Source organism: Planomicrobium sp. CPCC 101079 (genome assembly GCF_007859275.1).
Taxonomy (GTDB): Bacteria; Bacillota; Bacilli; order Bacillales_A; family Planococcaceae; genus Planococcus.
The window spans coordinates 96,839-110,723 of sequence record NZ_VOHC01000024.1 but is presented as its reverse complement, the minus strand read 5'-3'; the positions used below and the strand labels follow the sequence as shown (position 1 = coordinate 110,723).

11 protein-coding genes are annotated in these 13,885 nt (G+C 46.4%); 1 reads left to right on the top strand and 10 read right to left on the bottom strand.

Features of this window, described 5'->3' with window-relative positions:
• Nucleotides 1-252 precede the first annotated feature (252 nt).
• The 4 genes from FQV28_RS10855 to FQV28_RS10840 all read right to left on the bottom strand — a co-directional run bounded on the left by FQV28_RS10855 (nucleotide 253) and on the right by FQV28_RS10840 (nucleotide 3,705).
• Nucleotides 253-1,551, bottom strand: coding sequence for a UDP-N-acetylglucosamine 1-carboxyvinyltransferase (locus FQV28_RS10855; protein WP_146496408.1), 1,299 nt, complete (start codon nucleotides 1,549-1,551; stop codon nucleotides 253-255).
• A 117-nt stretch (nucleotides 1,552-1,668) separates the two neighbouring features.
• On the bottom strand, nucleotides 1,669-2,319 hold the full coding sequence (gene fsa / locus FQV28_RS10850; protein WP_146496406.1) for a fructose-6-phosphate aldolase: 651 nt from the start codon (nucleotides 2,317-2,319) through the stop codon (nucleotides 1,669-1,671).
• A gap of 83 nt (nucleotides 2,320-2,402) precedes the next feature.
• Nucleotides 2,403-3,260, bottom strand: coding sequence for a class II fructose-bisphosphate aldolase (locus FQV28_RS10845; protein WP_146496404.1), 858 nt, complete (start codon nucleotides 3,258-3,260; stop codon nucleotides 2,403-2,405).
• Between the two features lie 85 nt (nucleotides 3,261-3,345).
• Nucleotides 3,346-3,705: a response regulator gene (locus FQV28_RS10840; protein ID WP_146496402.1), complete on the bottom strand. Its 360-nt coding sequence runs from the start codon at nucleotides 3,703-3,705 to the stop codon at nucleotides 3,346-3,348.
• A 117-nt stretch (nucleotides 3,706-3,822) separates the two neighbouring features.
• Here FQV28_RS10840 and FQV28_RS10835 point away from each other — a divergent pair, with 117 nt between their 5' ends.
• A complete protein-coding gene (locus FQV28_RS10835; RefSeq protein ID WP_146496400.1) occupies nucleotides 3,823-4,308 on the top strand; it encodes a DUF2529 family protein in 486 nt (161 codons plus the stop codon).
• 54 nt (nucleotides 4,309-4,362) lie between these two features.
• Here the strand turns inward: FQV28_RS10835 and FQV28_RS10830 are convergent, their stop codons facing one another.
• The 6 genes from FQV28_RS10830 to FQV28_RS10805 all read right to left on the bottom strand — a co-directional run bounded on the left by FQV28_RS10830 (nucleotide 4,363) and on the right by FQV28_RS10805 (nucleotide 13,870).
• Complete coding sequence (locus FQV28_RS10830; RefSeq protein ID WP_146496398.1) at nucleotides 4,363-5,961, bottom strand: CTP synthase; 1,599 nt, start codon at nucleotides 5,959-5,961, stop codon at nucleotides 4,363-4,365.
• A 153-nt stretch (nucleotides 5,962-6,114) separates the two neighbouring features.
• Entirely contained in the window at nucleotides 6,115-6,759 is a 645-nt protein-coding gene (rpoE, locus tag FQV28_RS10825) for a DNA-directed RNA polymerase subunit delta (protein ID WP_146496396.1), read from the bottom strand.
• Between the two features lie 437 nt (nucleotides 6,760-7,196).
• Nucleotides 7,197-10,448 carry a fused isobutyryl-CoA mutase/GTPase IcmF gene (icmF, locus tag FQV28_RS10820; RefSeq protein ID WP_146496394.1) on the bottom strand — a complete coding sequence of 1,084 codons (3,252 nt, stop codon included), beginning with the start codon at nucleotides 10,446-10,448 and terminating at the stop codon, nucleotides 7,197-7,199.
• Between the two features lie 6 nt (nucleotides 10,449-10,454).
• Nucleotides 10,455-11,096 carry a TetR/AcrR family transcriptional regulator gene (locus tag FQV28_RS10815; RefSeq protein ID WP_146496392.1) on the bottom strand — a complete coding sequence of 214 codons (642 nt, stop codon included), beginning with the start codon at nucleotides 11,094-11,096 and terminating at the stop codon, nucleotides 10,455-10,457.
• A 15-nt stretch (nucleotides 11,097-11,111) separates the two neighbouring features.
• Nucleotides 11,112-12,251 carry an acyl-CoA dehydrogenase gene (locus FQV28_RS10810; RefSeq protein WP_146496390.1) on the bottom strand — a complete coding sequence of 380 codons (1,140 nt, stop codon included), beginning with the start codon at nucleotides 12,249-12,251 and terminating at the stop codon, nucleotides 11,112-11,114.
• Nucleotides 12,252-12,733: 482 nt separating this feature from the next.
• Complete coding sequence (locus FQV28_RS10805) at nucleotides 12,734-13,870, bottom strand: acyl-CoA dehydrogenase (RefSeq protein ID WP_146496389.1); 1,137 nt, start codon at nucleotides 13,868-13,870, stop codon at nucleotides 12,734-12,736.
• Nucleotides 13,871-13,885: the final 15 nt, after the last annotated feature.

Below are 13,885 nucleotides of genomic sequence, written 5' to 3'. Positions count from 1 at the left end.
TCGTTCAGGTTGGGAAGCTCTTTTAAAGAAGGAGTCCGGCAAATCGCCGGACTCAAGAAGTATCATTATGAATCATATACAGCAGGACTCATGTTTCTTTTGTTGTGGCGTCATTTACAAACTGCACAGTACCAAATTAATATGCTTATGAGCACTAAGGTATGGCCATTTGCAAAAATGCAGTTTCACTCTTCCGTTCAAGCTTCAAAACTATCTTCGTAATTGTAGCATATATCTTTAGCTTTATAGAGGTTAATTTGCGTCTTGCGCTGTTTTGGAATTTAGGCTCGCCACCGGATCAATCGTCTCTCTCCGGATGTCCGCGCCAAGTCCCCGCAACTTTTCAATAATTGAGGAATAGCCTCGTTCAATATGATAAATTTCGCGGATTTCCGTCTCGCCTTCCGCCATCAAACCTGCAATGACCAGTGCAGCGCCGGCGCGCAGATCAGAAGCTACTACAGTAGCCGCTGTCAGTGGGGTCGGCCCTGTAATGATCGCCGCTCTTCCTTCTACCCGGCCGCTTGCGTTCATGCGGCGCAGCTCATCGATATGTTTAAAACGAGCGGAATAGATGGTATCCGTTATCATCGAAGACCCTTCCGCTTGCGTCATCAATACCGAGAACGGCTGCTGCAAATCTGTAGCAAATCCAGGATAAACAAGGGTTTTCACATCAATTGCCTTTAAATTTTTCGACTTCGGAATAAAAATGGACTCTTCGCCTTCTTGCACGTCAACGCCCATTTCCCGCAACTTCGCGGTTAATGCTTCCATATGGAATGGAATGACGTTATCAATGGTAACCCCATCGCCTGCTGCAGCTGCCAAAATCATAAACGTTCCAGCTTCAATGCGGTCAGGAATAATGGTGTGTTTTGTGCCGTGCAATTCTTCAACGCCGTCAATCCGGATAATGTTCGTTCCGGCCCCTTTGATTTTAGCGCCCATGTTCGTGAGAAGCGTAGCGACATCAATAATTTCAGGTTCTTTTGCAGCATTTTCGATGACGGTTTGCCCTTTTGCCAGAACAGCAGCAAGCATAATGTTAATGGTCGCGCCTACACTGACAACATCCAGGTAAATTTTTGCACCGCGCAATTCATCGGCACGCAAATAAATAGCCCCGTGTTCATTTGTCACTTTGGCGCCAAGCGCTTCAAAGCCTTTAATGTGCTGGTCGATGGGGCGTGGACCAAGAAAACAGCCGCCAGGCAGCCCAATCGCCGCATGTTTAAAGCGGCCAAGCATAGCTCCCATCATATAGTAAGAAGCGCGTAATTTTTTAACGTTGCCGTTCGGCAGTGGCATATCGACCATATTTGTCGGGTCGATGCTCATGTTCCCATCTTCAAACGTTACTTCTCCACCAATTTCTTCCAAAATATTCTTCAGTGTCCAGACGTCGGAAATTTCCGGCAAGCCCTCAATATCCACTGGTGAATTGGCTAAGATTGACGCAGGAATCAATGCCACTGCGCTGTTTTTAGCCCCATTCACTTTAATAGTGCCTGATAAGCGGTTGCCGCCTTTAATTTTGTATACATCCATCAGATCGAATTTCTCCTTTGGTCCCACTTTTCCGGGCAAACGTATGCCTGTAAAAGTTCGATTAGTTAAACGAACGCCAAGCGAAAAAACTTGCTTGACGATGTTTTACTGAATCCATTACTCGGCAGAGCGTTTTTCCCAGTCAGCCAAGAATGCTTCAATTCCTTTGTCAGTCAACGGGTGGTGAAATAATTGCTTGATTACTTTAAATGGCATTGTGCCAATGTGTGCCCCATTCAACGCAGCTTCGGTAACGTGTTGAGGATGGCGGATCGAGGCAGCGATAATTTCTGCTTTGATCTCGTGGATTGTGAAAATCGTCGAGATGGTGGAGATTAGATCCATTCCATTGTGGCCAATGTCATCCAAGCGGCCAAGGAAAGGCGAAACGTAAGCCGCTCCAGCACGGGCTGCCAAAAGCGCTTGGTTGGCGTTGAAAATTAGCGTAACGTTAACTTTCTTGCCTTCACCAGCTAGAACCGCACATGCTTTCAAGCCATCCGGCGTCATCGGCAATTTAACCGTGATATTCGGAGCCAAAGCTGCCAATTCACGGCCTTCTTTGATCATGCCTTCCGCATCAAGGGAAATTACTTCCCCGCTGATCGAACCGTCCACAAGTGCAGCGATTTCTTTCAAGCGGTCGTGGAAAGACACGTTCTTTTCTTTTGCAACTAGAGAAGGGTTAGTCGTAACTCCGGAAAGGATGCCCCAAGAGTGGGCTTCTTTGATTTCATCGAAATTTGCCGTATCAATAAAAAACTTCATCGATTTTCCTCCTAGTTATGTTGAAAAAGAGAAGAGACCTATCGGACGCTTCTCTCCTCCATCCATTTTTAATGGTGATTTTATTATGCTTTGCCTGAACTGCCGAATTCGCGCATTTTGCCAATGACTGTCGCTTTGATCGCGTCGCGCGCAGGCGTCAAGTATTTGCGTGGGTCGTACATTTCTGTATCTTTAGCCAAAGCTTCGCGGACTGCTTTTGCAGAAGCGATTTGGCTTTCTGTGTTGACATTGATTTTCGCTGTTCCAAGTGAAACAGAACGCTGAATATCTTTTAATGGAATTCCAGTTCCTCCGTGCAATACTAAAGGCACGTCGCAAAGCTGAGAAATTTCTTCCATTTCTTTAAAGCCTAAGTTTGGCTCGCCTTTATATGGTCCATGGACAGAACCTAGAGCTGGCGCCAAGCAGTCAATACCTGTTTGATCAACTAGCTGCTTGCATTCCTGCGGATCTGCGTAAATAACGCCATCAGCGATCACATCATCTTCCTGTCCGCCGACTGTTCCTAGTTCCGCTTCTACAGACACACCATTTTTATGTGCATATTCCACTACTTGCTTCGTGGTTTCCACGTTTTCTTCGAACGGGTGATGGGACGCATCAATCATGACTGAAGTAAATCCAGCATCAATCGCTTCCTTACATTTTTCAAAGCTGGATCCGTGGTCCAAGTGGATTGCCACTGGTACGGTAATTTTGTAATCATGCATTAATCCCTTCACCATATGTACTACTGTGGTGAATCCACCCATATAACGGGCAGCTCCTTCAGACACTCCTAAAATAACTGGAGAATTTTCTTCTTGTGCCGCTTGGAGAATGGCTTGAGTAAACTCAAGGTTATTTAAGTTGAATTGGCCAATTGCATAGCCTTCCTGTTTTCCTTTAATCATCATTTCTTTCATTGAAACTAATGCCACGCTAAATTCCTCCTAAGGCTAGATATAATGTAAATATCCATACTATCATAACAAAATCCCTGTACCTTCGCCACTGCCGAAGCTGTCAGTCTTCCAATAAACTCTTTACAGCGTCCCGGACTTCGAAAACATCGAAGGGTTTTGTGAAATACCGGACCGCCCCGCAGGTGATTGATTCTTCGATCAAATCCATTTCCCCATATGCCGTCATCATCATAACCCTTAAATCCTGCTGTTCTTTTTTCAGTCTTTTTAAAATTTCAATGCCATCCATTCCTGGCATTTTCATATCCAGAAGAACCATATCCGGACGGGCTTCCCCCGCTTTTTGAAGTGCTTCTCTTCCATTTCCTGCTGTAACCGTATGAAAACCTTCCAGCGAAAAAACTTCATCCAATAAAAGCCGAATGCCCGGCTGATCATCTACAATTAAAATTGTTTTCACGAAGAGTCACCCTTTCATTTCCTTCTGGAATTGCTTTCCTTTTATTCTACCAAATTTTTCCCAACTTTATCACTCTTTCCTTTCATCTGATATACTTTTGTCATGAGGTGAAGAAAGATGAAAATGTTGACAACGCAACTCACAGGATTATTCCAGCGTATTTCCCAACAAGAAGAAGCCATTGAAGATACCGCCCGCCTATTAGCGCAGGCAGCAGTTGGAGAAGGAACTATTTTCTTAGCGGCTTTTGGCGAAATGAAAGCTGTTGTCGCAGCTGCCATTAACGGAGCAGAGCCGCTTCCGCGCATTGCCGAATGGCAGCCGGACAGCATCGTCACAAGCGCTGATCGTATTTGGATCTTAGCGAAAAAGGACGAAGGCGACGAACTTGCCGGCAGGCTCGCCGATGCCCACATGCCATTGGCCATGCTTGCAGCTGAAACGAAAGAAACCGATATGGCCGACGCTTTTATTTCATTGAAAATGGATAAAGGACTGCTGCCGGCAGATGACGGCGGACGGACACTCGTCCCCCATGCGATGGGCGCCCTTTACGTGTATCACGCGGTGAAACTGTTGATTGATGAAATGTTGGCAGAATAAAGCAGAGAAAAAAAGAAAAAAGCCTGCCTGAAAAATTCAGGCAGGCTTTTAAAATTATTTATTTTCAAGAGACGCGCGCACAAATTCACGGAATAGCGGCTGCGGGCGGTTCGGGCGCGAGATGAATTCCGGATGGAATTGGCAAGCCACAAACCAAGGATGGTCAGCAAGCTCAATGATTTCCACCAAGCGGCCGTCCGGGCTTGTGCCTGAGAATTTAAATCCAGCAGCTTCGAATTGCTCGCGGAATTCGTTATTGAACTCATAACGATGGCGGTGGCGTTCGTAAATAATTTCCTCACCATACGCTTCGTGGGCTTTCGACCCTTTTTCCAATTTCGCAGGATACAGGCCAAGACGCAGTGTGCCGCCCAGGTCTTCAATATCTTTTTGCTCCGGCAATAAATCGATGATTGCATAAGGCGTTTTCGCGTTCAATTCAGACGAATGCGCACCTTCAAGTCCCATGATGTTGCGGGCAAATTCAACTGAAGCCAATTGCATGCCAAGGCAAATTCCAAAGAACGGCACATTGTTTTCACGAGCAAATTGCGATGCCACAATTTTCCCTTCAACTCCCCGGTCTCCAAATCCGCCTGGAACTAAGATGCCATCCACGCCTTGCAATGTTTCTGCGACGTTATCTGCATTGATGTGTTCCGCGTTGATCCACTCTACTTCAATTTCAGCATCATGGGCAAATCCAGCGTGTTTCAAGGCTTCAACAACTGAAATATAAGCATCTTGCAATTCGACATACTTTCCGACAAGACCGATTTTCACTGTTTTTGATAATGATTTCACTTTGTCGACCAACGCAGCCAATTCAGTTACATCAGCTTCAGGCGCTTTGATGCCGAAATGGTCGAGGACGATTTGGTCCATATGCTGCTCTTTCAAGCGAAGCGGCATTTCGTAGATCACGTCAACATCGCGCGATTCAATCACTTCTTCTGGCTTGATATCGCAGAACAACGCAATTTTATCCTTCATGTCTTGCGGCACTTCGTGCTCCGTGCGCACAACGATCAAGTTTGGCTGGATTCCGAGGCTGCGCAATTCTTTAACGCTGTGCTGGGTCGGTTTTGTTTTCATTTCTTTTGCTGCACCTAAATAAGGAATCAGCGTACAGTGAATGTACATAACTTGCTCACGGCCAAGATCAGACTTCATTTGGCGAATCGCTTCCAGGAATGGCAATGACTCGATATCGCCGACCGTACCGCCGATTTCTGTGATAACAACATCCGCCTTAGCTGTTTTCGCAGCGCGCAGCAAGCGATCTTTGATTTCGTTTGTGATGTGCGGGATCACTTGAACAGTTCCACCCAGATAATCGCCGCGGCGTTCTTTTTGGATAACTGTCGAATAGACTTTCCCTGTCGTCACATTCGAATATTTGTTTAAGTTGATATCGATAAAACGTTCGTAGTGTCCAAGGTCCAAATCTGTCTCTGCACCGTCTTCTGTCACAAATACTTCCCCGTGCTGATAAGGGCTCATCGTGCCCGGGTCAATGTTGATGTATGGATCAAATTTTTGAATGGTTACACTTAATCCTCTATTTTTCAATAAACGCCCTAAAGACGCGGCTGTAATCCCTTTGCCAAGCGACGATACTACGCCACCCGTCACAAAAATATACTTTGTCATGCTCGTTTCCTCCTCAAAATAAAAAATAAAAAGCGCCCCGCCTGCAGCATGCAGAGGGAGCGCGTAAACTGTACGATTTCAATCTCCTTTTTAAGGAGCCCAGTAAAATCTTATCTAGTCTCGCTTAAGAAGTCAAGGTAAAAAATAGTCAGTTTATTTCAGGTCCTCGTCGTCTTCATCTTCTTCAACATCAAGATCTGCATCTAAATCATCTTCCAGATCTTCATCATCTTCGACAAGGATTTCAGCACCTAAATCAACTTCTTCATCCTCGTCTTCGTCAAAATCGAGAACTTCGTCGACTTCAACCGGCAATTTGATTTCGTCCTCATCATCGTCTTCATCTTCATCAACGATTCCTATGCCTAGATCAATGCTTGTGCCATCTTCATCATCGTCTTCGTCATCATCTTCATCGTCGAAATCGTCAAATTCCAATTCATCTTCCAATTCAAGATCCATATCATCGAAATCTTCATCGTCTGCAACTTTCGCTTTCTTCTTGCGTGCTTTAACAGTCGGAGCCGATTCTTCTTCGATTTGTTCCACCGGATACCACTCGCGAAGCCCCCAACGGTTTTCCCCAAGGATCAAGAAGCGTCCATCAATGTTCATGTCCGTATAGAACTGCACTAAACGGGCTTTCATGTCCTCTTTCGACAAGCCCAGCAAGTTCTCGATTTCTGCAACAATTTCAGGATAAGTTTTTGTTTCGTGTGTTTCTTCTAAAATTGCATATGTTAAGTCAACAAATGACTCTTCGACCAGTTCTTCTCTTGTTAATTCACGGATTTTCATTCGTGCACGTCCCTTCTTCTGTCTTAACTTAATTCATTATATACAAAGTAGTGTCCGCCGGCTAGCGTGTTTTCTTTTTTCTCTTGTACAGTTCAGACCATGCAAAATAAAACAAATAGAAAGAAAGGATAAAAAAAGGAATCGATCCAAGCGCTTTGCCGTATAGGAAAAAAATAAGAATCGTGCAGAAGATAAAGATTATGTAATGTGTCAGTTTAGGCATGGAGTATCATCCTCCGCATTTTCTACAATCATTTCTCATTACATTATACAGAAAACTGCCGGCCTTGACGAACAACCGGTTTTGGGGATTAGACATTTTGTTGGTGGCCTATATCTCCCTTGAATATTTCCCCCTATAAATAAACACGCAAAATCGTTTTGCAACGACTTTTGCGTGTCCATCTTTCATTCCAACCTGCAGCAGGCATGTCCACTTACATATTTCGTCTATACTGACCGCCTACTTCATATAAAGCTGTTGTAATTTGGCCAAGACTGGCAACTTTTACAGTTTCCATCAGTTCTTCAAAGATATTGCCGCCTGTCTTTGCTACTTGCTTTAGGCGCTCGAGTGCTTCTGCCGAATCGTTGCGGGCTTGGAACGCGCGCAAGTTATTGATTTGCGTTTCCTTCTCTTCAGTGGTCGCACGGGCGATTTCCATCGAGTTGATATCGTCGTCGCTTTGCGGATTTGGGTTCAAATACGTGTTGACCCCAATGATTGGCAGTTCGCCGGTATGTTTTTTCATTTCATAATACATCGATTCTTCTTGAATTTTTCCGCGCTGATACTGCGTTTCCATCGCGCCTAAAACCCCGCCGCGGTCGTTGATGCGGTCGAATTCTGCGAGTACCGCTTCTTCGACAAGCTGCGTCATTTCTTCAACGATGAACGCGCCTTGCAGCGGATTTTCGTTTTTGGACAGGCCATGCTCTTTTGTGATGATCATCTGGATGGCCATCGCACGGCGCACGGATTCTTCCGTCGGTGTCGTGATCGCTTCGTCATAGGCATTCGTGTGAAGCGAGTTGCAATTGTCTTGCAATGCCATCAACGCCTGCAATGTTGTCCGGATATCGTTAAAATCGATTTCCTGTGCGTGCAAGCTGCGGCCAGATGTTTGGACATGGTATTTCAGCTTTTGGCTGCGTTCGTTCGCGCCATATTTATCGCGCATGACAATCGCCCAGATTCGGCGTGCTACACGGCCGATCACTGTATACTCCGGATCCAGTCCGTTTGAGAAGAAGAACGATAAGTTCGGTGCAAAATCGTCGATATTCATGCCGCGGCTCAAATAGTATTCCACGTATGTGAAACCATTCGACAACGTGAATGCGAGCTGCGAAATCGGATTCGCCCCAGCTTCTGCGATATGGTAGCCGGATATGGACACCGAATAGTAATTGCGCACTTTATGGTTGATAAAATATTGCTGGATATCCCCCATCAAGCGGAGTGCGAACTCAGTGGAGAAGATGCATGTGTTTTGCCCTTGGTCTTCTTTCAAGATGTCGGCTTGGACCGTCCCGCGCACCACTTGCAGCGTGCCTTCGCGGACTTCCGTGAATTCCTCGACAGTCAATGTGCGCCCAAGCTCTTCTTCACGTTTTTTTACTTGCTGATCGATCGCCGTGTTCATGAACATCGCAAGGATGATCGGTGCTGGGCCATTTATTGTCATAGAGACTGATGTGGACGGTGCGCAAAGGTCGAAGCCTGCGTACAATTTCTTCATATCGTCCAATGTGCAGATGGAAACGCCCGATTCCCCAACTTTTCCGTAAATATCAGGTCGATGGTCAGGGTCTTCGCCGTAAAGCGTCACCGAGTCGAAGGCCGTCGACAAGCGTTTGGCATCATCGTCTTTCGACAAATAATGAAACCTCTTGTTTGTCCGTTCCGGCGTGCCTTCTCCTGCAAACTGACGCTTTGGGTCTTCTCCTTCCCGTTTGAACGGGAATACGCCAGCTGTGTAAGGAAAAGAGCCCGGAACGTTCTCTAAGTAAACCCATTTTAAGATTTCACCATAATCTTCGAATTTTGGCAGCACCACTTTTGGCACTTTGATGCCTGATAAGCTTTCCGTACGCAATATCGTCCGGATTTCTTTGTCGCGCACTTTTGTTATAAATTCATCGCCTGTATAAGCTTCTTTTAACGCTTTCCAATTGGCAAGAATGCGTTTCGATTCGGCAGTCAGTTCGTCGCGTATGCCATCCGCAAGCGATTGCAGCGACTGGATCAGTGCGTCATCCGGCGCTTTTTCTCTCACTGCTTCGATGCCGCCTTCCAATTGGAACAAGCGGCGTGCAAATTGAGACTGTTCTTGTGTTTTTGCATGGTAGCCCCGAACTGCATCCGTAATTTCCCGGAGATAATAACGGCGCTCATTCGGAATGATCATGTTCTCTTTTTGGGTTTTTGCGAACATTTCATAATCGGTCTGCCAATTTGTCCCGCATTTCGCGTTTACAACAGCGACCAATGCAGCAAACAACGCATTCGTCCCTTTATCGTTAAACTGGCTGGCAATTGTGCCGAATACCGGCATGTCATCCAAATTTTTATCCCATAATTCCCGGCTGCGCTGAAATTGCTTCTGCACTTGGCGAAGTGCATCTTCAGAACCTTTGCGCTCGAATTTGTTGATGACGATCAAATCGGCATAATCAATCATGTCGATTTTTTCAAGCTGTGAAGGCGCACCGAATTCACTTGTCATCACGTACATCGAAATGTCCGAGAAATTTGCGATTTCCGCATCCCCTTGCCCAATTCCGCTTGTTTCAACAACAATTAAATCAAAATCAGCTGCCCGAACAACATCCAGCACATCTCCAAGAGCACCGGAAATTTCGGTGCGTGAACCGCGTGTCGCCAAGCTTCTCATGAATACGCGTTTGTTGAAAATGGCATTCATGCGGATACGGTCGCCAAGCAGCGCGCCGCCTGTTTTTTGTTTTGTCGGATCAATTGATAAAACCGCTATTTTCTTATCCGGCAGTTCGGATAAAAAGCGGCGAATCAGCTCGTCTGTCAACGAACTTTTTCCTGCACCGCCTGTTCCGGTAATCCCAAGAATCGGCGTGTTTTTGCTTTGCGAGCGAACGGCTTCGAGCAACCTTGTAACGTCTGTGTCCCGCGTATGCGATTCTTCAACCGCTGTAATGGCGTTCGCAAGCGCTACCGGATTTTCGGTCGACAAGTTTTCTGGAACTAAATCGGGTTTGGCGGTCGAGAAATCACATTCTTCCACAATCTCCTGAATCATTCCTTGGAGCCCTTTTTTACGGCCATCTTCCGGAGAGAAGATGCCTGCAATGCCGTATGCTTCCAGCTCTTCTATTTCGCGCGGCAAAATAACACCGCCGCCACCCCCGTAAATCCGGATATGGTTCGCGCCTTTTTCCTGCAGCAAGTCGTACATGTATTTGAAGTATTCCATATGGCCGCCTTGGTAAGAAGAAATGGCGATGCCTTGGACATCTTCCTGGATTGCTGCATTGACCACTTCTTCCACTGAACGGTTATGGCCAAGGTGGATCACTTCTACGCCCGTGCTTTGCAAAATGCGCCGCATGATGTTAATGGAGGCGTCGTGGCCATCAAAAAGGCTGGATGCCGTTACAAAACGGATATGGTTTTTTGGCTTGTATGTTTTTTGTTCCTGTACTATAGCCATAATCTATTATGCCCCCTGTATTGAGATTTTTTCTCCTGCCATCCCCTGCAAAAGAAAGTGCGTCTGTGTCTGGATATATTCTTGAATGGTAAACTCCCGGAGTGCCCAGCGCCGGAACGCCCACATCTGCCCTTGGACAAACAAGTGATGGGCCGCAAGTTTGATTTCTTTCGGTGTCATTTTCAATTCACCGCTTTCTCTGCACTCCATCAGTAAACGCTCAAACAACGCTACCATTTCCAATTCTTTATTCAATACGTATTGCAGGGCGTCTTTCGGAAGTGATTTCGACTCTTGATACATGACAACAAATTCGTCCTGCATATCATCGATCAAGCCGTAATAATGTTCAAGCGCCGTAACCAGCACTTCCAGCGAGCCTTTTTCGACGTCCAGCGAATCTAGGCGCGCATGCACCTCGTCGTAAATCGAATCGCAGACGAGGTATAGCACATCTTCTTTTGTGCGGATGTATTCGTAAAGCGTGCCTATGCTAAACCCTGCCGCTTTCGCAATTTCCCTGGTCGTCGTCCGGTGAAAGCCTTTTTGTTTAAAAAGCGTGACAGCACCGCGGATCATTTGCGCACGGCGCTTTTCGATCAGGCTTTCGTCTTTTACGGAGGACTGTATTTCACGCTTTTTATTCATAGTCATTACCTCCGGTTATTTTGTGACCATACGGGAAATAACAAGACGCTGGATTTCCTGTGTGCCTTCGTAAATTTGTGTAATCTTTGCATCGCGCATAAAACGCTCCACTGGGTAGTCTTTCGTGTAACCATAGCCGCCAAATACTTGAACCGCTTCGACAGTCACTTTCATCGCCGTGTCGCCGGCCATCAATTTCGCCATCGCCGATTCTTTGCTGTACGGTAATTTGTTCGATTCAAGCCATGCCGCCTGGTATGTCAATAAACGCGAAGCTTCGATGGAAGTTGCCATATCTGCCAGTTTGAACGAAACGCCTTGGTTTGCTGCAATCGGCTTGCCGAATTGTTCGCGCTCTTTCGCATAATTGACGGATGCATCCAATGCGCCTTGCGCAATTCCAACTGCCTGCGCCGCAATGCCGTTGCGTCCGCCATCAAGCGTCTGCATGGCGATTTTGAAGCCTTGGCCAAGTTCCCCAAGCATGTTTTCTTTCGGCACGCGGCAGTTATCAAAAATGATTTCCGTTGTCGGGCTTGAGCGGATGCCAAGTTTTTTCTCTTTTTTGCCGACCGAGAAGCCTTCAAAATCTTTTTCGACAATAAAAGCGGTCGTGCCTTTATGTTTTGAATCCGGATCGGTTACTGCAAAAACGATGTAGATATCGGCGATGCCGCCGTTTGTGATGAAGATTTTCGAGCCGTTCAAGATCCAGTGGTCGCCGTCTTCTTTTGCGTTTGTTCTCATGCCGCCGGCGTCAGACCCGGATTGCGGCTCAGTCAAGCCGTATGCACCAATTTTTGTTCCTTCGGCCATTGGGCGCAAGTATTTTTGCTTCTGCTCTTCCGTCCCGAATGTGTATACCGGCCATCCGGCAAGCGATGTATGGGCTGAAAGCGTAACGCCAGTCGATGCGCAGACGCGCGATAATTCTTCGACGGCGATGCAGTATGCCAAATAATCGGAGCCGATGCCGCCGTACTCTTCCGGCCATGGAATCCCGGTAAGGCCAAGCTCTGCCATCTGGTCGAAAATCTCACGGTCGAACCGCTCTTCTTCGTCACGTTCTTCTGCTGTCGGCCCTACTTCGTTTTCCGCAAAATCGCGGACCATTTTACGGATCATTTCATGTTCTTCGCTCAATTGAAAGTTCATTGTCCAATTCCTCCAGTTTTTGAATGTTTTATGTGCTATTCTGAAGACATCACTCCAGCTCTTTTTCATGTCTCGAAGCTAGCGAAGCGATGCAGAGACAGGCGGACGCTTTCCGCGGGTGGACCGCAGGAGTCGACGCCTTCCGCTCTTTCTTCTAGCAATCATCTAGTTTTTTGTAATTGTAAAGCCTAAAATCATTACTTTACAAATTGAATTAAATATAAATGCGTTGCTGATATTACAAGAGATAGTTATGCTTTTCGCAGGCTTGTGTTATATCATCCATTACACTAGTTTTGAAACAGCAATCCTATAGTTTCTTTCATATAGTAAGAATTCCTTAGCTTCGGCGCGTCCAGGGGCTAAGCGAAGCCAGGAGACGGACGATCTTCCCGGCTCCTGGCGGGAGCTATGCCCAAAGCGTCCGATGCGATTTATAAAAATCGATTCTTTTAGTTCAACATATAGCTAAAGTAGGTTTATTATTTTAATAACTGTTTACTAATTACAATGCGCTGTATTTCACTTGTACCTTCGTAGATTTCCGTAATTTTTGCATCCCGGAACAGGCGCTCTACCGGATAGTCCTGCGTATAGCCGTAGCCGCCGAATACTTGGACGGCTTCTATTGCCACGTCCATCGCCGCTTTTGATGCGAACAGTTTGGCAATCGATGCTTCTTTGTTGCAGTCTTTGCCTTTGGCATATAAGTCCGCTGCATTGTAGACGAGCAGCTTTGCCGCTTCCACTTGCGTGGCCATGTCAGCGAGCTTGAAGCCGATGCCTTGTTGAACTGCAATCGGCTTGCCGAATTGCTCGCGCTCTTTTGCATATGCCACTGCGTAATCATATGCCGCTTCCGCAATGCCAAGGGCTTGGGCCGCAATGCCGATGCGCCCGACGTTCAAGTTTGCCATGGCAATGCTGAAGCCTTTGTTTTCCTCGCCAAGCAAGTTTTCTGCCGGCACTTTCATATTATCGAACGTCAGCTGAACGGTTCTTGACCCATGAAGCCCCATTTTCTTTTCGTCTTTCCCGACAATCAAGCCCGGAAAATTCTTCTCAACAATAAACGCTGAAATGCCCCGGGAGCCAGCTGCTGGTTTAGTGGAAGCGAAAACGATATATGTATCGGCTTCGCCGCCGTTAGTGATAAAAACTTTTGAGCCGTTGATGATATAGTGGTCGCCGTTTTTTACAGCTTTGGTTTTCAAACTTGCCGCATCCGATCCTGCTGCCGGCTCAGTCAAAGCAAATGCACCAAGGTATTCGCCAGATGCCAGTTTTGGAATGTATTTTGCAATTTGTTCTTCCGTACCGAAATTCAAGATCGGATTTGTTCCGACCGAAGTGTGCACCGATAGAATAACGCCGATTACCGCGCTCGCTTTGGATAATTCGTGGATGGCGCAGATGTAGGAAGTGAAATCCATTTCTGAACCGCCGTATTTCTCAGGCGCTGTAATGCCCATCAAGCCTAAATCCCCCATTTTCCTGAGAATTTCATGAGGAAATTCCCCATCTTCCATCCGGTCGATAAATGGCGCAATTTCTTCGCGTGCAAAATTTCGGACCATATCGCGCATCATGACCTGCTCTTCTGTAAAACGCAAATCCATTGTTGGTCCTCCTAA

Coding starts and splice junctions, on each gene's coding strand:
- FQV28_RS10855 (WP_146496408.1), bottom strand. CDS start 1,551: ATGGATGTATACAAAATTAAAGGCGGCAACCGCTTATCAGGCACTATT.
- fsa (WP_146496406.1), bottom strand. CDS start 2,319: ATGAAGTTTTTTATTGATACGGCAAATTTCGATGAAATCAAAGAAGCC.
- FQV28_RS10835 (WP_146496400.1), top strand. CDS start 3,823: ATGAAAATGTTGACAACGCAACTCACAGGATTATTCCAGCGTATTTCC.
- FQV28_RS10830 (WP_146496398.1), bottom strand. CDS start 5,961: ATGACAAAGTATATTTTTGTGACGGGTGGCGTAGTATCGTCGCTTGGC.
- rpoE (WP_146496396.1), bottom strand. CDS start 6,759: ATGAAAATCCGTGAATTAACAAGAGAAGAACTGGTCGAAGAGTCATTT.
- icmF (WP_146496394.1), bottom strand. CDS start 10,448: ATGGCTATAGTACAGGAACAAAAAACATACAAGCCAAAAAACCATATC.
- FQV28_RS10815 (WP_146496392.1), bottom strand. CDS start 11,096: ATGAATAAAAAGCGTGAAATACAGTCCTCCGTAAAAGACGAAAGCCTG.
- FQV28_RS10810 (WP_146496390.1), bottom strand. CDS start 12,251: ATGAACTTTCAATTGAGCGAAGAACATGAAATGATCCGTAAAATGGTC.
- FQV28_RS10805 (WP_146496389.1), bottom strand. CDS start 13,870: ATGGATTTGCGTTTTACAGAAGAGCAGGTCATGATGCGCGATATGGTC.